19 protein-coding genes are annotated in these 21,331 nt (G+C 64.0%); 13 read left to right on the top strand and 6 right to left on the bottom strand.

Annotated elements, in window-relative coordinates; all coding sequences use genetic code 11:
- Positions 1-96 precede the first annotated feature (96 nt).
- Genes Q0139_RS03295 through Q0139_RS03250 form a run of 10 tightly spaced genes read left to right on the top strand, consistent with a single transcriptional unit; the run spans position 97 to position 12,774 of the window.
- The gene (locus Q0139_RS03295) at positions 97-741 is read left to right on the top strand and encodes an XrtA/PEP-CTERM system exopolysaccharide export protein (RefSeq protein ID WP_298017249.1); all 645 of its coding nucleotides are present in this window, start codon (positions 97-99) and stop codon (positions 739-741) included.
- A gap of 46 nt (positions 742-787) precedes the next feature.
- A complete protein-coding gene (locus tag Q0139_RS03290; RefSeq protein WP_298017247.1) occupies positions 788-2,359 on the top strand; it encodes an XrtA system polysaccharide chain length determinant in 1,572 nt (523 codons plus the stop codon).
- An 11-nt stretch (positions 2,360-2,370) separates the two neighbouring features.
- Positions 2,371-3,309 (top strand): AAA family ATPase, encoded by a 939-nt coding sequence (locus Q0139_RS03285; RefSeq protein WP_298017244.1) that lies wholly within the window; start codon positions 2,371-2,373, stop codon positions 3,307-3,309.
- 2 nt (positions 3,310-3,311) lie between these two features.
- The gene (locus tag Q0139_RS03280; RefSeq protein ID WP_298017241.1) at positions 3,312-4,940 is read left to right on the top strand and encodes a hypothetical protein; all 1,629 of its coding nucleotides are present in this window, start codon (positions 3,312-3,314) and stop codon (positions 4,938-4,940) included.
- Positions 4,941-4,972: 32 nt separating this feature from the next.
- Positions 4,973-6,157 (top strand): XrtA/PEP-CTERM system-associated ATPase, encoded by a 1,185-nt coding sequence (locus Q0139_RS03275; protein WP_298017238.1) that lies wholly within the window; start codon positions 4,973-4,975, stop codon positions 6,155-6,157.
- 44 nt (positions 6,158-6,201) lie between these two features.
- Positions 6,202-7,047, top strand: a complete 846-nt coding sequence (locus Q0139_RS03270; protein WP_298017235.1) for an XrtA system polysaccharide deacetylase — start codon at positions 6,202-6,204, stop codon at positions 7,045-7,047.
- Positions 7,044-8,111 (top strand): FemAB family XrtA/PEP-CTERM system-associated protein, encoded by a 1,068-nt coding sequence (locus Q0139_RS03265; RefSeq protein WP_298017231.1) that lies wholly within the window; start codon positions 7,044-7,046, stop codon positions 8,109-8,111. Before Q0139_RS03270 ends, Q0139_RS03265 begins: the two co-directional genes overlap by 4 nt.
- A complete protein-coding gene (locus tag Q0139_RS03260; protein ID WP_298017322.1) occupies positions 8,108-9,340 on the top strand; it encodes a TIGR03087 family PEP-CTERM/XrtA system glycosyltransferase in 1,233 nt (410 codons plus the stop codon). The genes Q0139_RS03265 and Q0139_RS03260 overlap by 4 nt, the downstream gene beginning before the upstream one ends.
- Positions 9,337-10,878, top strand: a complete 1,542-nt coding sequence (gene xrtA, locus Q0139_RS03255; protein WP_298017228.1) for an exosortase A — start codon at positions 9,337-9,339, stop codon at positions 10,876-10,878. The genes Q0139_RS03260 and xrtA overlap by 4 nt, the downstream gene beginning before the upstream one ends.
- 6 nt (positions 10,879-10,884) lie before the next feature.
- Positions 10,885-12,774 (top strand): XrtA/PEP-CTERM system amidotransferase, encoded by a 1,890-nt coding sequence (locus tag Q0139_RS03250; protein WP_298017225.1) that lies wholly within the window; start codon positions 10,885-10,887, stop codon positions 12,772-12,774.
- A gap of 3 nt (positions 12,775-12,777) precedes the next feature.
- Here Q0139_RS03250 and truA read toward each other — a convergent pair whose 3' ends face one another.
- Together truA and fmt are read right to left on the bottom strand one after the other, a co-directional pair.
- On the bottom strand, positions 12,778-13,518 hold the full coding sequence (truA, locus tag Q0139_RS03245) for a tRNA pseudouridine(38-40) synthase TruA (protein WP_298017222.1): 741 nt from the start codon (positions 13,516-13,518) through the stop codon (positions 12,778-12,780).
- Positions 13,515-14,420: a methionyl-tRNA formyltransferase gene (gene fmt / locus Q0139_RS03240; protein WP_298017219.1), complete on the bottom strand. Its 906-nt coding sequence runs from the start codon at positions 14,418-14,420 to the stop codon at positions 13,515-13,517. Before fmt ends, truA begins: the two co-directional genes overlap by 4 nt.
- Positions 14,421-14,568: 148 nt before the next feature.
- Between fmt and recR the strand changes: the two genes are divergently transcribed.
- The 3 genes from recR (at position 14,569) to rmuC (ending at position 17,368) form a co-directional block, all read left to right on the top strand.
- Positions 14,569-15,165, top strand: coding sequence for a recombination mediator RecR (recR, locus tag Q0139_RS03235; protein WP_298017216.1), 597 nt, complete (start codon positions 14,569-14,571; stop codon positions 15,163-15,165).
- Between the two features lie 42 nt (positions 15,166-15,207).
- The gene (locus Q0139_RS03230; protein ID WP_298017213.1) at positions 15,208-15,774 is read left to right on the top strand and encodes a peptide deformylase; all 567 of its coding nucleotides are present in this window, start codon (positions 15,208-15,210) and stop codon (positions 15,772-15,774) included.
- Positions 15,775-15,964: 190 nt separating this feature from the next.
- Positions 15,965-17,368 (top strand): DNA recombination protein RmuC, encoded by a 1,404-nt coding sequence (gene rmuC, locus Q0139_RS03225; RefSeq protein ID WP_298017210.1) that lies wholly within the window; start codon positions 15,965-15,967, stop codon positions 17,366-17,368.
- A 63-nt stretch (positions 17,369-17,431) separates the two neighbouring features.
- On the opposite strand, the gene Q0139_RS03220 is transcribed toward rmuC, so the two are convergent.
- The 4 genes from Q0139_RS03220 to Q0139_RS03205 form a co-directional block, all read right to left on the bottom strand.
- Positions 17,432-17,881 (bottom strand): hypothetical protein, encoded by a 450-nt coding sequence (locus tag Q0139_RS03220; RefSeq protein ID WP_298017206.1) that lies wholly within the window; start codon positions 17,879-17,881, stop codon positions 17,432-17,434.
- A gap of 87 nt (positions 17,882-17,968) precedes the next feature.
- Positions 17,969-19,351 carry a cytochrome P450 gene (locus tag Q0139_RS03215; protein WP_298017204.1) on the bottom strand — a complete coding sequence of 461 codons (1,383 nt, stop codon included), beginning with the start codon at positions 19,349-19,351 and terminating at the stop codon, positions 17,969-17,971.
- Complete coding sequence (locus Q0139_RS03210; protein WP_298017201.1) at positions 19,348-20,532, bottom strand: hypothetical protein; 1,185 nt, start codon at positions 20,530-20,532, stop codon at positions 19,348-19,350. Before Q0139_RS03210 ends, Q0139_RS03215 begins: the two co-directional genes overlap by 4 nt.
- Entirely contained in the window at positions 20,529-21,329 is an 801-nt protein-coding gene (locus Q0139_RS03205) for an RNA methyltransferase (protein ID WP_298017319.1), read from the bottom strand. Before Q0139_RS03205 ends, Q0139_RS03210 begins: the two co-directional genes overlap by 4 nt.
- Between the last annotated feature and the right edge of the window lie 2 nt (positions 21,330-21,331).

Genomic DNA, 21,331 nt, shown 5'->3' with positions numbered 1-21,331 from the left:
AACCGTTCGCGCTGCATAGCGGCCCATGACAAGAGGGCCGGAGTGTGCGCGACGATCGAGCGCACCAGAAGACGGCCCGAAACATGAGGGCCCGAAATGCGTAACTTCACCAAGTCGAAATCGCTTCTGTTTCTTGGCCTTTCGGCCACGGCGCTGTCCGGTTGCATGAGCGGCGGTGGACAGGAACTGCCGCCGGCATCGTTCGTCAGCAGCAACCAGGGCCCGGGCGAGGACTATGTCATCGGCCCGCTCGACAAGCTGACCATCTTCGTCTGGCGCAACCCCGAACTGGGCGCCGAGGAAATCCAGGTGCGCCCCGACGGCCGCATCACGACGCCGCTGATCCAGGACATGGTCGCCGTCGGAAAGACGCCGGCCATGCTCGCCGACGACATCGCGGTGATGCTGAGCCAGTATATCACCGAGCCGCGGGTATCCGTCATCGTCAACGAATTTGCCGGCACCTATGCCCAGCGCGTACGCGTGATCGGCGCCACGGAGGAACCGGCCTCGATCCCGTATCGCGCCAATATGACGCTGCTCGACGCGATGATTGCCGTCGGCGGCCTGTCCGAATTCGCTTCGGGCAACCGCGCGCGCCTCGTCCGTTACGATCGGGCCAGCGGGCAGCAGCGCGAATATGCGTTGCGCATTTCGAGCCTGCTCCGCCGCGGCGACACCAGCGCCAATGTCGAGCTGCAGCCCGGCGACGTCATCATCATTCCCGAGAGCATGTTCTGATCGAACGGGCTGATCTCATTTCTCGCGGAAAGGCGAAGCGAACGGCATGAACGGAATTTACGAAGAGATAAGGCTGGCCCTGCACGGCATCTGGCAGCATCGCTGGATGGCGCTGGGCGTCGCCTGGGCCGTGGCCGCGCTCGGCTGGCTCGTGATCGCGCTGATCCCGAACAGCTACCAGTCGCGTTCGCGCATCTATGTCGAACAGCAAAATGTGCTGTCGACCGAAATCGGTGTCTCGGAGCGCGAACAGCGCGCCAATATCGAGCGTATTCGCCAGACGCTCGCCTCGACCGAAAATCTCGAACAGGTCGTACGGCGCACCGAACTCGCCAGCGAAGCGGCGACGCCGGAACAGATTCGTTCGCTCGCAACGCAGCTCAAGGGCCGCGTCACCGTCGCCGCCGAACAGGACCCGACCCGCATCGGCGAGCCGGGCAACATGTTCGAAGTGTCCGTCTCATGGAACGCGCCGGGTCTGGCGCGCGAAATCAACCAGTCGCTGATCGACGTTTTCGTCGAGCGCAACCTTGCCGGCAGCCGGCAGGAAGCGACCCAGTCGGTCGAATTTCTCGATCGTCAGATCGCCGAGCGCGAGAGCCGGTTGCGTGAGCTGGAAGAGCGTCGCGCGGTCTTTGAAACCCAGTTTGCAGGGCTGTTGCCCGGCACCGGCACGATCACCCAGCGTATCGAACAGGCGCGCGCCGAGTTCCGGAACATCGAGTCCGATCTCGCCGCCGCGCAGAGCTCTTTGTCGACCGTACAGGCGCAGCTCGCTGCGACCCCGCCAACGGTCAGCACGCCCGGCACCTATATTCCGGGCGGCGCCGGTGCTGCAGGACCGAACACCGCACGATTGCAGGCGCTCGAATCGCAGCTCGCCGATGCGCGCGGCCGTGGCTGGACCGATTCGCATCCCGATGTGCAGGCGCTCAATCGTCAGATTGCGCGCACCCGTGCCGCAGCGGCGGGCGAAGGCAGCGGCGGAAGCGCAGGCCGCACTGTGGGCGGCGGCTCGACGGCCAATCCGCTGTACATGTCGCTGCGTTCGATGCTGGCCGACCGGCAGGCGCAGGTCGCCGCGCTGACCGCGCGTCGCGACCAGCTTCGGCGTGGGATCCAGATGCTGAACAATGGCGATGCCTCCGATCCGGCATCGCTCGCCGAACAGCAGCAGCTCGATCGCGACTATCAGGCGTTGCAGGCGCAGTATACCGACCTCGTCGCGGACCGCGAACGCATCCGCCTGCGCGGCGATGTCGCGCTCGAAACCGATACCGGGACCTATCGTGTGGTCGATCCGCCCAGCGCGCCGACGGCACCCGTGTCGCCCAATCGTCCGCTGCTGCTGATCCTCGTGCTGTTCGCAGCCATCGGCGCGGGCGTCGCGGCCGCCTTTGCGAAGAGCCAGCTCAAGAACACCTATGCCACCGCGCGTCGGCTCGGCACCGGCACGGGGCTGCCCGTACTCGGTGCGATCACCGAAGTCGTCAGTGCGACGACCGCAGCCTCGCGCCGCCAGAAATTCCGCCGCTTCGCCATTGCCTCGGTCGCGCTTGGCGGCGTGTTCGGCATGCTGATGGCGGTCGAGTTCATTCAACGCGGCATGGCCGCCTGAGGAGCGATACGATGAACAAACACAGCTCCATCCAAGCCTCCGGTTCGCTGCTCGAACGCGCGGCGCAGAAATATGATTTCGCGGCGGCGCTTCGCGGCGCGGCACAGGCCGAAGCCACTCCGGCGGCGCAGCAGCGCGAAGTTTTCACGCCGACGCAGCCCGCGGCGCGCCCGTCCGATATGTTCCGCGAGGCGTTCAACGACACGCCTCCCGCCTCAGGACGTCATGGAACCGTCAATCGCGCCCGGCTTGCCGAGGGTGGTTTCATTCTGCCCGACGAACGCCCCGGCGCGCTCGCCGAGGAGTTCCGCATCGTCAAGCGTCAGTTGCTCTTGCGTGCGGCGGGCGAGGCCGGTCAGCCGATCCAGAATGGCCGCATGATCCTCGTCGGATCGGCCAAGCCCGATGAGGGCAAGACCTTCTGTTCGGTCAATCTCGCGCTCTCGATGGCGCGCGAAAAAGACCTCGATGTCGTGCTCGTCGATTGCGATTTTTCGAAGCCCGAGATTCCAGGCCTGTTCGGCCTTGAGGACGGTCCGGGCATGATGGATGCGCTTGCCGACCCATCGGTCGATGCGGAGAGCTGCATCATCCACACCGACATTCCCAACCTTTCGGTGCTGCCGGCGGGGCGCCAGTCCCACGATGCCACCGAACTGATCGCGTCGCAGCGTACGCGCGACGTGCTCGACCGCCTGATCTCGCGAAGCCCCACGCGGATCATGATCTTCGATTCGCCGCCCGCTCTATCGGCATCGGCCGCCTCCGCGCTTGCCGCGCATGCGGGCCAGGCGGTGATGGTCGTCAAGGCGGACACCACCGACGAAGCGGAACTGCGCGAGGCGCTCGGTCTGCTCGACGGATGCCGGCACATTCAGCTGCTGCTGAATGGCGTCACCTTCACACCGAACGGCAAGAGATTTGCCAGCTATTATGGCTATGGGGACTGAAAATGCGTCGATTTTCAACCAATCTGACTAGCGCTGCGGCGCTCGCCACCGGGGCCGGCTTGATGGCCGCTCCGGCACAGGCGCAGCGCGTGGAGGTCAATCCTTATGTCGAGGTCCAGCAGGTGCTGAGCTTCGATCTGAGCAATGACGATCCGCTCGCCGATGACGTCCTGACCTACACCGCCGTCGCCGCTGGCGTCGATGCGTCGATGGACACGCGCCGCGTCCAAGTGGGAGCCAGCTATCGCTACGAACGGCGTATCGCCTGGGACGACGATCTCGCCGATGACGATGTGCATAGCGGTCTTCTGCGTGCCAATGTCGGCCTGACGCGCGGCCTCAGCCTCGAAGCGGGTGCACTCGCCGCACGGGCACGCACCGAAATCGGCGGCGACGATCTTGGCGCGCTGATCGGCGACAATGCCAACAGCACGCAGGTCTATTCCCTCTACGGCGGGCCGACGCTCTCGACCAATGCGGGTCCGCTTCAGATCGGCGCCGGCTATCGGATCGCCTATACGCATGTCGAAGACAATCTGAACGCGAACACCGATCCCAACCAGCCGGCGGTCGATTATGTCGACCATACGACCTATCATCAGGCTTATGCCAGTGTCGGCATGGTGGCCGGTGAGCAACTGCCCTTCGGCTGGACGGCGACCGGCGGTTACGAGCGCGAGGACGCCGACCAGCTTGATCAGCGTTACGAAGGCACCTATGCCCGCCTTGACGTCACCGTACCCGTGACGCCGGATCTCGCGATCATCGGCGGCGTCGGCTACGAGAATATCGAGGTTACGCAACGCGACGTGCTCGTCGATGCGAACGGCAATCCCGTGCTCGACAATAATGGCCGTTTCCAGAGCGACCCGAACTCGCCGCGCCTGCTCGCCTTCGAGACCGACGGTTTCATTTATGACGGCGGCATCCTGTGGCGCCCGAGCTCGCGTCTCGAACTGATGGCCGTGGTCGGCGATCGTTACGACACGACATACTATGCCGGGTCGCTCAACTATGCGGCGAGCCAGTTCAGCAACCTCAACCTGTCGGTCTACAACACCGTCGAAAGCTTCGGCCGCCAGACGACCAACACGCTGGCCGGTCTGCCGACCGACTTCACCGTCGGCCGCAACGGCTTCAACCAGTTCAACGGCTGCGCCTTCGGCGCGGGTGGCGACAATGCAGGCGGATGTTTCGGCAACGACTTCCAGTCGCTCAACAGCGCCAATTTCCGCAGCCGGGGCGTCAGCCTCGCCTGGTCGGGCGGCCGCGGGCCGTGGAGCTACGGTCTGGGTGGCGGCTATCAGAACCGCCGCTATTTCGCGCCGGCGACGGCCGCCAATTTCGCGCTCGACGCGGTGACCGACGAGGTCTTCGCGCTGCAGGGCGATCTCGGCTACGCGCTCTCTCCGAATTCGAACCTCGGCGGCAGCCTCTACGCGAACTGGTATAATAGCGGGATCGTCGGCGAGCCCGATGTGTTCGGCGCGGGCGGCTCGGCCACCTACAGCGTCAACCTGTATCGGGGTCTGAGCGCGCAGGCCTCTGCCGGCCTCTTCGCCAACCAGATCGAGGATCAGGACACCGACTGGCTCGGCTCGCTGCTCGTCGGCATGCGCTACGGATTTTAGGAACGGGACGAACGCCCGAGAGGAAAGACGATATGTATAGCGATCATTACGGCCTGAACGGCAATCCGTTTCAGCTCACGCCCGATCCGCGTTTCTGGTTCGAAAGCGAGACGCATCGCAAGGCGATGGCCTATCTCGGCTACGGCCTCGCGCAGGGCGAAGGCTTTATCGTCATCACCGGCGATATCGGCGCCGGCAAGACGACGCTGGTCGGCCATCTGATGGCGACGATCGACAGCGCGCGGCTGACGGCCGTGCAGATCGTCTCGACCCAGGTCGAGGGCGATGACATGCTGCGCCTCGTCGCACAGCAGCTCGGCATCGACAGCAATGGCGCGGAAAAGGCGCAGCTGCTCGACCGGATCGAACGCTTCCTCCATGGCCAGGCGCGCGAGGGCAAACGTACGCTGCTCATCGTCGATGAGGCCCAGAATCTCGGCATCTCGGCGCTCGAAGAGTTGCGGATGCTCTCCAACTTCCAGTCGGGCGGGCGGGCGCTCTTGCAGATTTTCCTGCTCGGCCAGCCCGAGTTCCGCGAACGGATCAAATCCGCACCGAACCTCGAACAGCTGCGCCAGCGCGTGATCGCGACGCATCATCTGGAGCCGATGCAGGCGAAAGAAATCGAATCCTATGTCGTTCACCGGCTCTCCATCGCCGGATGGCAGGGCAATCCGCAATTCACGGCCGATGCCTATACCGCTCTCTATGTGGCCACGGGTGGCGTCCCGCGTCGTCTCAACACGTTGATGGCGCGCGTGCTGCTCTTCGGAGCCGTCGAAGAGCGGACGACGATCGACGGCGCGGCGGTGCAGGCCGTGCTCGACGATCTGGCCGGCGAAGAGCCGCGCGAGGCCAATGAACATGCCGCCGAGGCTTCTCAACCAGAGCCGGAGCCGGAACTGGAGCAGGAAGACGAATTTGCCGACGATCCCGTTCTCGAGCGCCCCGATGAATTCGCGTCGCTCGCGCCGCAGCAGCCGGTCCATGATCCGATTGCGCCGGACAACGAGCCCGTTGTTTTCGAGACCGAGGAGCCGGAGACCGAACAGCATTCGGATCACGAGGTCCGCCAGGACGATCGGCTTGCAGCCATCGAGGCCCGCCTCGAAGAACAGGACGCCGCGCTCCGCCGTGTCTTGACGCTGCTTGTCGATTGGGTCGAGGAAGAGGAAGCCCGGCCGCAATTCGGCGTCGTGCGCGGGTCGGCGGCCTGATCGGCCCCGGCAAGGAGGCCCCAACCAGGAGGCAAGCTTCGCCCATGATCAACGCGCTTTCCGTCGATGTCGAAGACTGGTTCCAGGTCGGCGCGTTCGAGACCGTTATCGATCGCGGCGACTGGGACCGGCTGAACCACCGCGTCGAGCGCAATAGCGACGCGGTGCTGGCGCTGTTCGACAGGGCAGGAGTGAAGGCGACCTTTTTCACATTGGGCTGGGTCGCCGAACGCTATCCGCAACTGATCCGCCGTATCGTCGAGGCAGGCCATGAAATCGCCAGCCATGGATGGGATCATCGCCGCGTTTTCACCTTCGAGCCCGAGGAATTCCGCGCCGATCTGCGCCAATCGCGCGCTGCGATCGAACATGCGGCCGGCACGAAGCTGACAGGTTACCGCGCGCCGAGTTTCTCGATCGACGCGCGCACGCCATGGGCACACGAAGTGCTTGCCGAGGAGGGCTATGCCTATTCCTCGAGCGTCGCCCCGGTCGCCCATGATCATTATGGCTGGCCCGAAGCGCCGCGTTTCGCTTTTCGTCCAGTCACCGACACCGATCTGATTGAAATTCCCGTGACGACGGCGAAGCTGGGATCGAAGACGCTGGCTGCGGGCGGCGGCGGGTTTTTCCGCCTGCTGCCCTATCGCTTCTCGCACTGGGCCATCCGGCAGGTAAACGGCGAGGACGGGCGTCCCGCCATTTTCTACTTTCACCCCTGGGAGATCGATCCCGATCAGCCGCGGGTCGACAATGCGCCGATCAAGTCGAAAGTCCGCCACTACAGCCGCCTCCGCGCAATGGAAGGCAAGCTCGAACGCCTGCTCAGGGAATTCGAATGGGGCCGGGTCGATCATGTCGTCGAACTGCAGAAAGCGACGATCCAGTGAATGCACCGCTGACCCTTCACAAATTGCGAGTCCGTGCAGCCGATCTTCACGATGCGGAGGAATGCCGCCGCATCGACGCCTTTGTCCGCGAGATGCCGGAGGGGACGCCGTTTCACCTGACCGATTGGCTCAAGGCGATCGAAGAGGCCTGCGGCCAGACGCCGCATATGCTGCTTGCCGAGCGCGCGGGCGAGCTACGCGGGCTCCTTCCACTGCATGAAATGCACTCGCCACTGTTCGGCCGCGCGCTCGTGTCGAGCGGTTTCGCGGTGGGTGGCGGTGTCCTCGCGCACAATCGCGCCAATTCCAATGCGCTCGCTGACGCGGCTTGGAAATTGGCGCAGCGGCTAAGCTGCCCCGAGGTCGAGCTGCGCGGCGGGGTGCTGCCCAAAGCATGGGCGACGCGCCAAGGCACCTATGCCGGCTTCGTCCGCGATCTCGAAGCGAACGAAGACGACGAACTGAAGGCCGTGCCGCGCAAGCAGCGCGCCGAGATCCGCAAGGCGATGAAGAACGGACTCGAGATCACGACCGGGTCCGGCGAAACCGAACGAGCGGGTCACTATGCCATCTATGCAACGAGCGTCCGCAATCTCGGCACGCCGGTCTTCCCGAAGAGCCTTTTCGATGCTGTGCTCGATCGTTTCGGCGACGATGCGGATGTCCTAACGGTGCGGCACGAGGGCAGGGCGGTCGCCTCCGTCCTCAGCCTGTACTTCAACGGCACGGTCATGCCCTATTGGGGCGGCGGACTGTTCGACGCACGCAACCTGCGCGCGAACGAGATGATGTACTTCGCATTGATGAACCATGCGCGCGCCAAGGGCTGCACTCGGTTCGATTTCGGGCGCTCGAAAGTCGGGACGGGGCCGTATCACTACAAGAAGAATTGGGGCTTCGACCCCGAACCCCTTGTCTATGCCGGCAAGACGGCAGGCGGCGCGGCACCGCGCGAGATGAATCCCAACAGCCCGAAATACCGGCTGCAGGTGAAGCTCTGGCAGAAGCTGCCGCTGGTCGTCGCGAACCGGCTCGGCCCGATGATCGCCAAGGGTCTGGGCTGATGGGCGATATCCTGTTCCTGGTGCATCGCATTCCTTTCCCGCCCGATCGCGGCGACAAGATCCGCTCCTTCAACATCCTCAAAAAGCTGACCACGATCGCGCCAGTACATTGTGTCTGCTTCGCCGATGACGACGAGGATATGGCGCATGGCGAGACGCTGCGGCCGATGGTCTCCTCGCTTCATGTCGAGTCGCGCCGCACTTCGACGGCCGTTTCGTCACTCAAGGCGCTTGCGACCGGAAAGCCGGTATCGCTGACCGCGTTCAACAGCGCAGCCGTCCGCGCAAAGGTATCAGAACTGCTGCGCGAACGGGATATCGACACTGTCTTTGTTTTCTCGGGCCAGATGGCACAATATGTTCCGATCGATCTCGGCGGACGGCAGTTCATCATGGATTTCGTCGACATGGATTCGGCGAAATTTTCGGACTACGCTGACGATGCCCATGGACCGATGCGCTGGATGTATCGCAGAGAGGCCCGCAAGCTGTTCGCCTTTGAAAAGAACGTTGCTCGGCGGGCCAATCGCAGCCTTTTCGTGAGCGAGACCGAGGCGGCATTGTTCCGCGAGCATAGCGGTCTCGGCGCAAACGCCGTCCAGGCGTTGGAAAACGGAATCGACTTTCGCTTTTTCGACCCCAGCTTGGCCATCCCCGATGCCGAGATTCGCAGGAACGGCCCACTAATCGTCTTTACCGGCCAGATGGATTACCGGCCCAATATCGACGCCGTGACAAGTTTCGCTAACGACAGCTTCCCTGCGATCAGAAACGCGGTTCCCGACGCGCGGTTCGCCATCGTCGGGCGCAAACCGACTGCCGAAGTCGAGAAAATCACGGCGCAGCCGGGTGTTATCGTGACGGGCGGCGTGGTGGATATCCGGTCATGGCTGGCCGCCGCCGACGTGATCGTGGCTCCGCTGAGGATCGCGCGCGGCATTCAGAACAAGGTGCTCGAAGCGATGGCGATGGGAAAAGCCATCGTCGCGTCGAAGGCCGCGTTCGAAGGCATCGATGCTGTTCCGGACCGCGATCTGGTCGTCGCGGAAAAGACGGCGGAGGCCGACGCGGTGATCGGGTTGATCGAGGATGCCGAGCGCCGCGATCGACTTGGCGCGGCAGCACGCAAGCATGTCGTTTCGCGATACAGTTGGGACAGCGTCCTCGCACCGCTCGACGACATGCTCGGCGTATCGCCACCAACCGTTGAAACAAGCCAAGCGGCATGACGACGTTGCAGCAGGCGCGCGGGATGGGTCCTATCGCCCTCCCGGACGGTTGGGTGCGGCATCTCACCGCACTCGGCATCGTGGCGGCGCTGATCCTTGCAATCTTCTTCCGCGACGCCGCCGACATGACGGCGATCTGGTGGACGAGTTCGACCTTCAACCACTGTCTTCTGATCCTGCCGTTGCTCGGATGGCTCGTCTGGCAACGCCGCGCCGAACTCGCCGAGCTCACGCCGCAGACGTCTCTACTGGGCCTCGCGATCGTCGGGGCGGGCGCTACGGGCTGGTTGTTGGGCGAAGCCGCGGCGGTCGCCGTGGCACGTCACCTCGGGCTCGTCATGATGCTCCAGGGCAGCGTCGTCGCCATTTTGGGAACCACCGTCGCACGCGGTCTGTTGTTCCCGCTGTTCTATATGTTCTTCCTCGTTCCGGTGGGCGAGGAATTCGTGCCCGCTCTCCAGCTGATCACCGCCGACCTCTCTATGGTCCTGCTCAACCTGTTCGGCCTGCCCGCGCATATCGAGGGCGTCTTCATCACCACACCGTCAGGCTATTTCGAGGTCGCCGAGGCCTGTTCGGGCGTTATGTTCCTGATTGCCATGGTCGCGCTCGGCGCACTGATGGCCAATCTGTGCTTCTCCACCTGGCCGCGCCGTATCGGTTTCATGGCGCTATGTATCGCAGTCCCCATCATCGCCAACGGCATTCGCGCGTTCGGCACGATCTACATCGCAGACAGCAGCGGCATCGGCTTCGCCGAAAGCTTCGACCATGTCGTCTATGGCTGGTTCTTCTTCGCACTGGTCATTGCCATTGTCATGGCGATCGGCTGGCGTTTCATCGATCGCGAGCTGGACGAACCGGCCTTCGATCCGCGACAACTACAGCCGGGATCGGTCGCGCAGGAATCGACAAGCAGGATCGGCATCGTGTCCGGTCTCGCGCTGATCATCGCCATATTGCCGGTCGCGTGGAGCGCCGCGATGGCGCAGAGCGGTCGAGTCCCCGTGCCCACCGGTCTTGCCGCGCCGTCGATCGAGGGTTGGGAGACGATGTCGCAACGCTCGGACACGGAATGGACCGCCACCTATGACGGCGCCGATGCCATCGTCACCGCGCGCTATCGCCATCGCGACCACGCGCCGATCGACCTCGCCATCGGTTACTTCTCCGATCAGGACGAGGGGCGCGAACTGGTGGGTTTCGGCCAGGGCGGGCTGCCGGCGGAAAGCGAGTGGTCCTGGGTCGACGACAGCGCGCCCGTGGAAGGCGGCCATGCCTACCGCATCACCGCACCGGGACCCGTCAATCGCGAAGTGATCGACAGCTATGTCGTCGGCGATGCACCCGCGACGGGAAGTGCCAATCGGGCGAAGCTGACCACTCTTCGGACGCGGCTGATGGGTGGCAGCCGCCGTGCCATCGGTATCACGATTTCCGCCGAAGGGCGCGACGCGCGCGCTGCGATCGACGCCTTTCTCGCCGATAGCGGCGGTATCATGGGACTGGTTGACCGCGTGCCCGGCTTGGCCGACTAGCCGCCCATGTGCGGAATCGCCGGCATCTTCCATCTCGAAACCGCCAAGCCCGTCGATCCGGCCCGGGTCAGGGCGATGACCGATATTCTCGCCCATCGCGGGCCGGACGGATCGGGCGTGTGGACGGCACAGGGCATCGGCCTTGGCCATCGCCGGCTGTCGATCATCGACCTCGCCGGCGGCGACCAGCCGATGGCAACGGCGGACGAACGCTTCGTCATCGTGTTCAACGGCGAGATCTACAATTTCCGCGAGCTGCGCACCGATCTCGAAGCGCTCGGCCATGTCTTTACCACGGCGAGCGATACCGAAGTCATCCTTCACGGCTGGCGGCAATGGGGCGAAGGCTGCGTCGAGAAGCTGCACGGCATGTTCGCCTTCGCGATATACGATCAGCGTGAGCGGACGCTCGGGCTGGTGCGCGACCGTCTCGGCGTCAAACCGCTCTACTATGCGGAGGTTTCGGACGGCAGCCTGATCTTTGCTTCCGAGCTGAAGGGTCTGCTGGCGCATCCCTTGCTGCGGCGGCGGCCCAGCGAACAGGCGATCGAGGATTTCCTCGCCTGGGGCTATGTGCCCGACGACGCCTGCTTCGTCGCGGGTGTCGAGAAACTTCCCGCGGCGCATATGCTCGCACTTCGATCGGGCAACCCGAAGCCGGCGCCGCGCGCCTATTGGGACGCTACGTTCGCGCCCCGACGACGCTCGACCGCCAATGCCGAAGAGGAATGCACGGCGCACATGCGCGAGGCTGTGACGAGCCGGATGATCGCCGACGTTCCGCTGGGCGCGTTCCTTTCGGGTGGCGTCGACAGCAGTTCGGTCGTGGCGCTGATGGCCGAACGCTCGCGCGAGGCCGTGCAGACCTGTTCGATCGGTTTCGACGAAGCCGATCACGACGAAACGAGATTTGCCGACCAGGTGGCCGCCCGCTTCGCGACCGATCATCGCAAACGCATCGTCGCCGCCGACGATTTCGCGCTGATCGATACGCTGGTCGAAGCCTTCGACGAGCCCTTTGCCGACGCCAGCGCGCTGCCGACCTATCGCGTCTGCGAGCTGGCGCGTGAGAAGGTGACGGTGGCGCTGTCAGGCGATGGCGCGGACGAGGCGTTCGCGGGATATCGTCGGCACATCTTTCACGCGGGCGAAGAGCGTGTGCGCGGTTTTGTGCCGTCAGCGTTGCGGAAACCCGTCTTCGGGACGGTAGGCCGCTTCTATCCCAAGCTCGATTGGGCGCCGCAAATGCTGCGCGCGAAATCGACTTTCCAGGGCCTCGCGCGCTCCGGTGCGGAGGCCTATGCGGCATCGGTGGGAGTCACCGGTCCCGCGCAGCGCGACGCACTTTACAGCGATCGATTCCGCGCAGCATTGCAGGGGCATCGTGCCGAGGACCGATACATAAGCTGCATCGAAAACGCGCCCGCGGAAGACGGGTTGGCTGCCGTGCAATATGCCGATCTGAAGATCTGGCTGCCCGGCGATATCCTGACCAAGGTCGATCGCATGAGCATGGCGGTAAGCCTCGAAGCACGCGAACCTTTACTCGATCACCGGCTGGTCGAATTCGCCGCCAGCCTGCCGGTCAAGCAGCGTGTGCGGGGAGGGCAGGGGAAGTGGCTGATGAAGAAGGCAATGGCGGCCTATCTGCCCGATGAGATACTCTACCGTCGTAAACAGGGTTTCGTCACGCCGATCAGCGCCTGGTTTCGCGGCCCGCTGGCAGAAGAAGCGCGGCGCGTCGCCGCGAGCACGACGCTGGCCGAGACGGGCTGGTTCGATCGCGCGGCACTTGGCCGGGTGGTCGAGGAGCACCAGTCGGGACGCGTCGAGCATGGCCGGCTGCTTTGGCAATTGCTGATGCTCGAACGATCGTTCACGCGCATCTTCGCCTGAGCACTACGGGTAAACGGCCTCGACAAAATACAAACCCTCGGGCGGCGCATTCAGGCCGAGCGTCGTCCGATCCGCTGCATCGAGCGCCGCCTTCAAGTCATCCCCGCTCCACTTGCCTTGGCCGACCAGCGCAAGGCATCCAACCATCGACCGCACCTGGTGATGCAGAAAACTGCGCGCCGCCGCATGAACCGTCACACGCTCGCCATCGCGTTCGACATCGAGCCGGTCGAGCGTCCTCACCGGACTGTCCGACTGGCAATGTGCCGACCGGAATGTCGTGAAGTCGTGCCGTCCGACCAGATGCTGCGCAGCATCGTGCATCGCTTCGGCATCGAGCTGTTGCGGAATACGCCAGGCGAGCCCGCGTTCGAGCGCCAGCGGCGCGCGCCGGTTGACGATCCGATAGGCGTAGCGGCGACCGATGCAGGAAAATCGGGCGTGCCAATTGTCATCCACGGCCTCGCAACCGAGTATGGCGATCGGGGCCTCGCGCAACGTGGCATTGATAGCCTCGCCGAGCCGAAACCCCGTGATATCCTTCTCGACATCGACATGCGCCGCCATGGCTTCGGCATGTACGCCCGCATCGGTGCGTCCCGCGCCATAGACGAGGACCGTCTCACCGGTCACTTCGGTTATCGCTTCTTCGATGGCTTGCTGCACGCTGGGGCCGTGCGGCTGGCGCTGCCAGCCCATGAACGGGCCGCCATGATATTCGATCGTCAGCCGGTATCGCGTCATGCGAGACGTGTGCCGAGGGCCACGGGATAGCCACGCAGCAACTCGTCGATCGGCATCGCGCCCTTACCCGCGCGCTGGACCAGTGTCGGCCGGATAGCGCGATCCGCGCAAGCGATGGCCATCCGTTCGTCGATCACGGTGCCGGGCTCGCCGTGTTCATCGACGATGTCGGCGGCGAGGACCTTGAACCGCTCGCCTCCGATTTCGAAGAATGCGCCGGGAATCGGATTGAAGGCGCGGACGCTACGCTCCACCAGAAGCGCTTTCCGCGTGAAATCCAGCCTTGCCTCCGCCTTCTCGATCTTCGCGGCATAGGTCGCCGCTTCCTCATTCTGTTCGGCGGGCGGAAAGGCGATGAGATCGTCGAGCACTTCGACGATCAGCCCGCCGCCCATCGCCGCCAGCTCTTCCGTCAACTCACCGGCTGCCTTGTCTGCGATCGGGGTCAGGCGCTTGGCGAGCATCGGCCCGGTATCGAGGCCGCGTTCCATCTGCATGATCGTGATGCCCGTCTCCGCGTCCCCGGCAAGGATGGCACGCTGGATCGGCGCCGCCCCCCGCCATCGAGGAAGGAGCGAGGCATGGATATTCAGGCAGCCATGGGCGGGCGCGTCGAGGATCGCCTGGTTCAGGATCAGCCCATAGGCCGCGACCACCGCGATATCGGCCTCAAGCGCGGCGAAGGCGGCCTTTTCCTCGTCGCTCTTCAGACTGGCAGGCGTGCGGACTTCGAGCCCCAATGCCGCGGCCCGTTCATGCACAGCCGATGCGCGCAACTGCTTCCCCCGTCCGGCAGGGCGCGGCGGCTGGCTGTAGACGGCGGCAACCTCGTGTCCCGCCTCGACCAGCGCTTCGAGCGCCGGGACGGCGAAATCGGGCGTTCCCATGAAGATGATGCGCATGGCGATTCGATACTTCCGTTTGCCCTGAGCCTGTCGAAGGGCTGTTTTTGCCTTGGGCCGGGTTAGTAGAAAGGGCAGGGCTTCGACAAGCTCAGCCCATACGGTTTTGGGGTGGCGCGCAGTCAGTACCAGCCTCTATATCGCCCGCATGGCATCGCGGGAAATCGATCAGCTGACCCAGGCGCTCGCACGCCTGCCGGGCCTCGGTCCGCGATCGGCGCGGCGGGCGGTGCTGCACCTCCTGAAAAAGCGCGAGGCGGTGCTGACCCCGCTGTTGCGCGCGCTTGAAAACGTCGCGGACAAGCTGGCGACCTGCCATATCTGCGGCAATGTCGACACCAGCGATCCGTGCGGCATCTGCACCGATGCCAAGCGCGACCAGCGATCGCTCTGCGTCGTCGAGGAGGTTGCCGATCTCTGGGCGCTCGATCGGTCGCGGCTGTTTCCCGGCAAGTTTCATGTGCTCGGCGGGAGGCTCTCCGCGTTGGACGGTGTTCAGCCCGAGGATCTCGGCATCGATGCTTTGATCGCCCGCGTGGCGGACGGCGATGTCGACGAGGTGGTCCTGGCGATGAACGCGACGCTGGAGGGGCAGACGACATCGCACTATCTGGCCGAACGGCTCGAGAGCCACCCCGTCCGTGTCACCCAACTCGCCCATGGCCTGCCTGTCGGCGGCGAGCTCGATTATCTCGATGAAGGGACGCTGGCACAGGCGCTCAGGGCGCGGAGACCCGTGTCTTAGCGGCAACTTGAAACGCAACCGCTATCGGCTTAAATTCTCCCTATGGCCATTCTACCGATCCTTGAGGCGCCCGATCCACGGTTGCGCACTGTTTCCGAGCCCATCGACGAGGTGACGGACGAGACACGCACGCTGATCGCCGACATGTTCGAAACGATGTACGATGCGCCGGGCATCGGCCTCGCCGCGATCCAGGTCGGCGTGCCGAAGCGCATTCTCGTCATCGACCTGCAGGAACCGGCGCCGCACGATCACGATCACGCCCATGGCGAACATTGCGATCACGAGCATGAGGTGATCAAGGATCCGCGCGTCTTCATCAATCCCGAGATCCTCGAAACGGCGACCGAAATGCGCGCCTATGAGGAAGGGTGCCTCTCGGTCCCCGACCAGTTCGCCGATGTCGATCGCCCCGATTGGTGCGTCGCTCGCTGGATGGACGAGAATGGCAACCAGTTCGAGGAACGCCTCGAAGGCATGATCGCCACCTGCCTGCAGCACGAGATGGACCATCTCGAAGGCATCCTCTTCATCGACCACCTGTCGCGGATGAAGCGCACCATGTTGATGAAAAAGCTGGAAAAGGCGCGGCGGCTTCAGGCGGCGTAGTTTTATCTCACGCAAAAACGCTAGGGCATGAAGACTCCGCGCGCGGCGTAATCCAATTCTTCTTTGCGTCTTCGCGCCTTTGTGTGAGTCCAATTTCCTGATCTCGCTCACAGCGCCGCCCGGATTGGCGCTTGCGCGCTGCTGTCTCACGGCATAAGTTCCCCTTACGTTCCAACTTGCCGGGAAAACCATGGACCCGCTCATTACCGTCATTCTTGCCATCGTCGCACTTGTCGTTGGCGCATTGCTCGGCTGGTTTGCCGCCGGACGGACGACGGCACCGCTACGCGAGGATAATGCGCGGCTGCGCGAGGAAGTGCGTATCGCCGAAGAGCAGGGGCGGCAGACGGTCGCGGACCTTCGCACCATGCTTGATGGCGTGCGCGACGAGAGGGATGCGGCACAGCGCGAACTATCAGGGTTGAAGGCCGCCGCCGAGGAACGCGACCGGGCCTTCGAGGCGCGCCTCGCCGAATTGCGCGAGGCGAAGGACCTGCTGGCCGGCCAGTTCCGCGAAGTCGGCGAAAAGATGCTCGGCGAAGCACGCAAGAAGTTCATCGAGGACGCCGACAGCCGTTTCAACCAGGCAGGCGAGCGCAACGAGGCCAAGCTGAAGGCGTTACTCCTGCCGGTCGGCGAGCGCTTGAAGGCCTATGAGGAACAGGTCGGCAAGGTCGAGCGCGAGCGCACCGAGGCCTATGGCGACATCAAATCGACGATCGAGCAGATGCGAGCCGGGCAGGAACGCGTTCAGGCCGAGGCCGCCCGACTCGTCAATTCTCTGCGCAACGCACCCAAGGCGCGCGGCCGTTGGGGTGAGCAACAGTTGAGGAATGTTCTCGAAAGCTGCGGGCTAGCCGAACACACCGATTTCGTCACCGAACACAGTATCAACACCGAAGACGGGCGGCTGCGCCCCGATGCGGTCGTGACGGTGCCTGGAGGGCGTTCGCTGGTCATCGATGCAAAGGTGTCGCTCAACGCCTATCAGGACGCGTTCAACGCCGATGACGACGAAGGGCGAGAGGCGGCGCTGGCGCAGCATTGCGCGTCGATGAAAACGCATATCGATGGCTTGTCACGCAAGGCCTATTGGGATCAGTTCGAGGAAGCGCCCGATTATGTCATCATGTTCGTGCCGGGCGAGCATTTCCTGACCGCTGCGCTCGAGCACGACGCGTCGCTTTGGGACCATGCCTTCGACAAGCGTGTCCTTCTCGCGACACCGACAAACCTGATCGCCATTGCGCGCACGGTCGCAGCGGTATGGCGGCAGGAGGGGCTGGCGCGCGAGGCCAAGCAGATCGGCCAGCTCGGCAAGGAGATGTACGACCGCATCGCGGTGGCCGCCGGTCACCTGAAGACGGTCGGCAGCGGGCTCAACACGGCGGTGAACAACTATAACAAGTTCATCGGCAGCTTCGATCGCAATGTGGTCTCAACCGCTCGCAAGTTTCAGGAGCTCGATATCGAGACGGGCAAGCGCGAACTGGAGGACATCCCTCCTGTCGAGACGATCGCGCGCGAATCGCAGATCGATGCCCTGCCGGGGCCCGACAATGACGATGAAGATGCCGACGAGGCGGCGGAATAATCCTCAAATGAGTGCCGCCATTCCAACGGAAGCCGGGACGAGGTTTCTGACCAGGCGGCGCGGCTAATTCACCTCTTCGGCCGAAGCCAATTCCTCGCCGCCGCATCCGCTCAACGACCGCCCATCCTCGATCACGGTGACACTCGCGCCATAACGGGCGCCGCTCATCACATCGGCGCATTCGCCGTCCGCGATCTCGACCGTCAGCTCGTCCGTCACATAGCGGACGGTATCTTCGCCGGCTTCGGCCTCTGGCGTGCGGACGCGGACGGTGCGTTCGCCGTAATCGGCTTCGTAGACGATATAGTCGGGATAGATGCGGACGATCCAGCCGGGTTCCTGACCAACTCCGCGGAAAATGGGCGGGCTCGTCGGTGCCCAGTCGGCATCGCCGGCATCGTCCTCGGCGACGATGCTCGGCGTGTCCTCGACCGAGGTGGAAGGCGCGTCCTCGCACGCGGACAGCGCCAGTGCAGTAGCGGCCGCCGCAATGCCCGGCACGGCCCTAATCATAGATCGGATCCGGATATTGCGGTTCCCCGCCGGCATAGGTCGCACAGGCGGCCAGCGAGAGCATGGCGGCGATGGCCAAAGCCTTGATCATGACCGGTCCCTCCGTTCGAAGTTCAACCTGATACCATTTTCCGACCTCAACGTCAGCCGGGCAATGGGTTCGGGTACATGGCCTTCGACCGGCGTCACGGTCCACTCGCGCAGGATCGTCGCGAGGATGATCACCGCCTCCTGCAGCGCAAAGGCCGCGCCGAGGCAAACACGCGGGCCCTTGGAGAAGGGGAAATAGGCCTTTTGCTCGGACGCCCGCGTTTCAGGGCGCGAGAATCGGTCGGGATCGAACGTGTCGGGATCGTCCCAATGCTCGGTATGCCGGTGTTCGAGCAGCGGGGAGACGAACAGGATCGAGCCGGGCATGATATGCTTGCCGCGCATCACCTGCTCCTCGGTCGCGTCGCGCGGGATGAAGGAGACGGGCGGGTAGAGTCGCAGCGTTTCGCGGAAGACATCGCGCGTGAAACCGAGATGGCGGAGCTTTGCGAATTCCAGCTGGCCGTCGGCGAAAGCCGTATCGGCCTCCGCCTGCATCCGCGCCTGCACATCGGGGCATTGCGCGATCAGATAGAGCGCCCAAGCGAGCGCCGAGGCCGATGTCTCGTGACCGGCAAGGAACATGATGCCGATCTGGTCGACGAGCTCGCGTTCGTCGAAACGTTTGCCGGTTTCGGGATCTTCGGCGCGAATGAAGGCCGAGAGCATGTCCGTCTGCGGCACATCCTCGCCTCGCCCGATCGCCGCCAGCCGTTCGCGCACCGGCGCGTGGAGCAATTCGCGGATCGTCGCCGCGGATTTCTTCGCCCGCAACCGCCCGATCGACAGTTTCTGCGGCACGCCCGCCAGCGTCCAAACACCATGCTGCCAGGCGAGATGCTGGAAAATTTCGAAGTTTTCGAAGATCGTTTCTGCTTCTTCGCGGGTGAACGCGCGCGAATAGATGGTGCGGAAGATCACATCGGCCGTGACATGCGTCATTTCGAGATCGGCTTGCGTGTCCGCCCCGACCGCGCCTTCATCGAACCGCGCCGCCATCGCCTCGGCAGCCTCGCGCATCAGCGGGAAGATCGCCTTGATCCGCGTCGCCTCGAACGCCGGGTCCATCATCCGCCGCTGCTGCTTCCACAGATCGCCGTTCGAAACGAAGATACTCTCGCCAAGCAGCAGTTCGAGCATCGTCGCCATCAGATCCGACTTGGGATAGCGATCGACGTCGCCGAGCAGGATTTCCTGCACCAGATCGGGCTGATTGACGAAATACATGGTGCGGCGCGGCAGGCGGACCTCGCCGAGCTTCATCGAATAGCTGTTGGCGTAGAGCGGCGCTGTCGAGGAATGGAAGCTGCGGAAGAAGCGCGCGACCGGACCGAGCTTCCTGGGATTGCCTGCGGGCTTGGGAGGGACAAAGGCCGTCATCGGACGTCCTTCATAGACCCTCGCCGCAGGCGGGTGAAATCGCGCACCGACGAGCGGGTCGCGAAACGATCGCCAAGCGTCTGCGGTCCCGCTGTAGTGGCGAAATAGTCGTACTCGGCGGGTTTTGCACCGGCCATAATGTACTGGAAATGCAGGCGCATCCAGTCGCGCGAGCCTTTGGCGTAATCCTCATCGGCCATGATCTCGTGGAACTTCGCGTTCAGGAGCTTGGGGTTCTTGCGGTCGGTTTGCCGGTCTCCGATCGCCGTATAGGGGTCGACGAGCGCGAAGCAGGCGCCATCGGGCGGAGCGGAGATGTCGATCCAGTCGATCCGGTCATCGCAGGCCGCCGCCGCGATCTCGGCGCGAGTCCGTTCCGCCTGGGGGAGCCAGGCGAGCCACATCACCGTCTGGCCGAGCGTCAGCAGCGACAGGCGAGGGGTGTCGGCCGTCACCGAACCGAGCGCCCGTGCAACGACCGAGATCGCCAAGGCCGCGCCATAGCTGTGCCCCGCGACGAGAATCTCGTCGACGCCGCCCCGCGCCAGCCGTTCGCGCAACAGGACCGCGAAATCGTCACGGCGCTTTTCGAGCATCTCGGTGCCGCTCTTGTCCTCGGCTTCGTGGAAACCGAGTATCCGCCCGACCCAGGTCAGGTTGAACTTCTGCTCCAGACGATAGGCGAGCCACAACAGGCCGAAGCCGAGGATTAATCCGCCAGCCAGCCCTGCCCATCCGAACAGCGCATAACCCGCGCCGGCAAAGGCGAGCGTCAGCAATATCAGCCCAACCAAGAGCAGCGCCGGCATGGTGGCCGTGACAAAGGCAGGCCAACTCCACCGCAATGTGTTCTGAAAGATCCCGTTCCGCAGCGCATGGAGCGACGCGCTGAGCGTCACGCGCGCCAGCTTCAGCGGATGCTTGACCCAGAAGCGGCGGACGATGTCGTCCCACTCGCAATAGAGATATTCGGTTTCGACTGCGCCCTCAGCGTCTTCATAGCGCAGGTCCCAGCGCAGCAAGTGGTCGTCGATCCGCTCGCGCCTTCCTACCGAAATCCGATAGCCGCCGAGCGCCGCCTGCTTGTCCGCCTCCGCCCGGTAAAGCTGATGATAATAGCGCACGCCGCGCGGATCGAAGCCGCTCAGATAGAGGACGAGGCGGCGGCGAACGGCGCTCATCGGCGAAACTGGTTGAGCAACTCATAGGCCATCACGGCCGTCGCCATCGCCGCGTTCAGGCTGTCCGCCCGGCCCATCATCGGGATTTTGACCGTGATATCGCATTGCGCAGCATAGTCCGCGGGAAGCCCGGCGGATTCATTGCCGACCAACAGGAAGGCCGGTCGCTCATATCGCGGTTCCTGATAGTCGATAGCGCCTTCCAGAGAGGTTCCGATCAATTGCCCGGCGCCGCCGCGAATCCAGGGCAGAAAATCATCCCACCGCGCCATCGCTATGCGTTGCGTAAAGATGGCCCCCATCGAGGCACGCACCGCCTCCACCGAAAAGGGATCCGTACAATCGTCGATCAGGATCAGGCCGCCCGCGCCGACGGCATCGCCGGTTCGCAGGATCGTCCCGAGATTGCCCGGGTCGCGCAGTGCCTGGGCGACGATCCAGATCGGAGCGGTGTCTCGCTCGATCGCTTCAAGCGAAACGTCCCATTCGCGAAAAACGCCGACGACCGACTGCGGATTGTCCTTGCCCGACAATTTGGAGATCAGCGCCGGTGTCGTCCGCACGGCATCGCCACCTGCCGCCTCGACGGCCGCGATCAGGCCATCGACCCGCGCATGCGCTTCGCTCTCGGCCGCGAAGAAGATTTGCTCGGGAAGCCGCCCGCTGTCCTGCGCTTCGGACAGGATGCGCAACCCTTCAACGAGAAACAGGCCTTCACGCCGGCGATGCTTCTTGTCGCGGAGCGAACGGGCCAGTTTGATCGTCGGATTGGAAAACGCCGTGATGTCGCGGGGCAGGG

The sequence above is a fragment of the uncultured Parasphingopyxis sp. genome (assembly GCF_937129435.1).
In the GTDB taxonomy this organism is placed as follows: domain Bacteria; phylum Pseudomonadota; class Alphaproteobacteria; order Sphingomonadales; family Sphingomonadaceae; genus Parasphingopyxis.
This window is presented reverse-complemented; position numbering and strand designations above follow the sequence as displayed.

Bases quoted from the DNA above. Each gene is read 5' to 3' on its own strand.
- Q0139_RS03295 (WP_298017249.1), top strand. From the start codon at position 97: ATGCGTAACTTCACCAAGTCGAAATCGCTTCTGTTTCTTGGCCTTTCG.
- Q0139_RS03290 (WP_298017247.1), top strand. From the start codon at position 788: ATGAACGGAATTTACGAAGAGATAAGGCTGGCCCTGCACGGCATCTGG.
- Q0139_RS03285 (WP_298017244.1), top strand. From the start codon at position 2,371: ATGAACAAACACAGCTCCATCCAAGCCTCCGGTTCGCTGCTCGAACGC.
- Q0139_RS03280 (WP_298017241.1), top strand. From the start codon at position 3,312: ATGCGTCGATTTTCAACCAATCTGACTAGCGCTGCGGCGCTCGCCACC.
- Q0139_RS03275 (WP_298017238.1), top strand. From the start codon at position 4,973: ATGTATAGCGATCATTACGGCCTGAACGGCAATCCGTTTCAGCTCACG.
- Q0139_RS03270 (WP_298017235.1), top strand. From the start codon at position 6,202: ATGATCAACGCGCTTTCCGTCGATGTCGAAGACTGGTTCCAGGTCGGC.
- xrtA (WP_298017228.1), top strand. From the start codon at position 9,337: ATGACGACGTTGCAGCAGGCGCGCGGGATGGGTCCTATCGCCCTCCCG.
- Q0139_RS03250 (WP_298017225.1), top strand. From the start codon at position 10,885: ATGTGCGGAATCGCCGGCATCTTCCATCTCGAAACCGCCAAGCCCGTC.
- truA (WP_298017222.1), bottom strand. From the start codon at position 13,518: ATGACGCGATACCGGCTGACGATCGAATATCATGGCGGCCCGTTCATG.
- fmt (WP_298017219.1), bottom strand. From the start codon at position 14,420: ATGCGCATCATCTTCATGGGAACGCCCGATTTCGCCGTCCCGGCGCTC.
- recR (WP_298017216.1), top strand. From the start codon at position 14,569: ATGGCATCGCGGGAAATCGATCAGCTGACCCAGGCGCTCGCACGCCTG.
- Q0139_RS03230 (WP_298017213.1), top strand. From the start codon at position 15,208: ATGGCCATTCTACCGATCCTTGAGGCGCCCGATCCACGGTTGCGCACT.
- rmuC (WP_298017210.1), top strand. From the start codon at position 15,965: ATGGACCCGCTCATTACCGTCATTCTTGCCATCGTCGCACTTGTCGTT.
- Q0139_RS03220 (WP_298017206.1), bottom strand. From the start codon at position 17,881: ATGATTAGGGCCGTGCCGGGCATTGCGGCGGCCGCTACTGCACTGGCG.
- Q0139_RS03215 (WP_298017204.1), bottom strand. From the start codon at position 19,351: ATGACGGCCTTTGTCCCTCCCAAGCCCGCAGGCAATCCCAGGAAGCTC.
- Q0139_RS03210 (WP_298017201.1), bottom strand. From the start codon at position 20,532: ATGAGCGCCGTTCGCCGCCGCCTCGTCCTCTATCTGAGCGGCTTCGAT.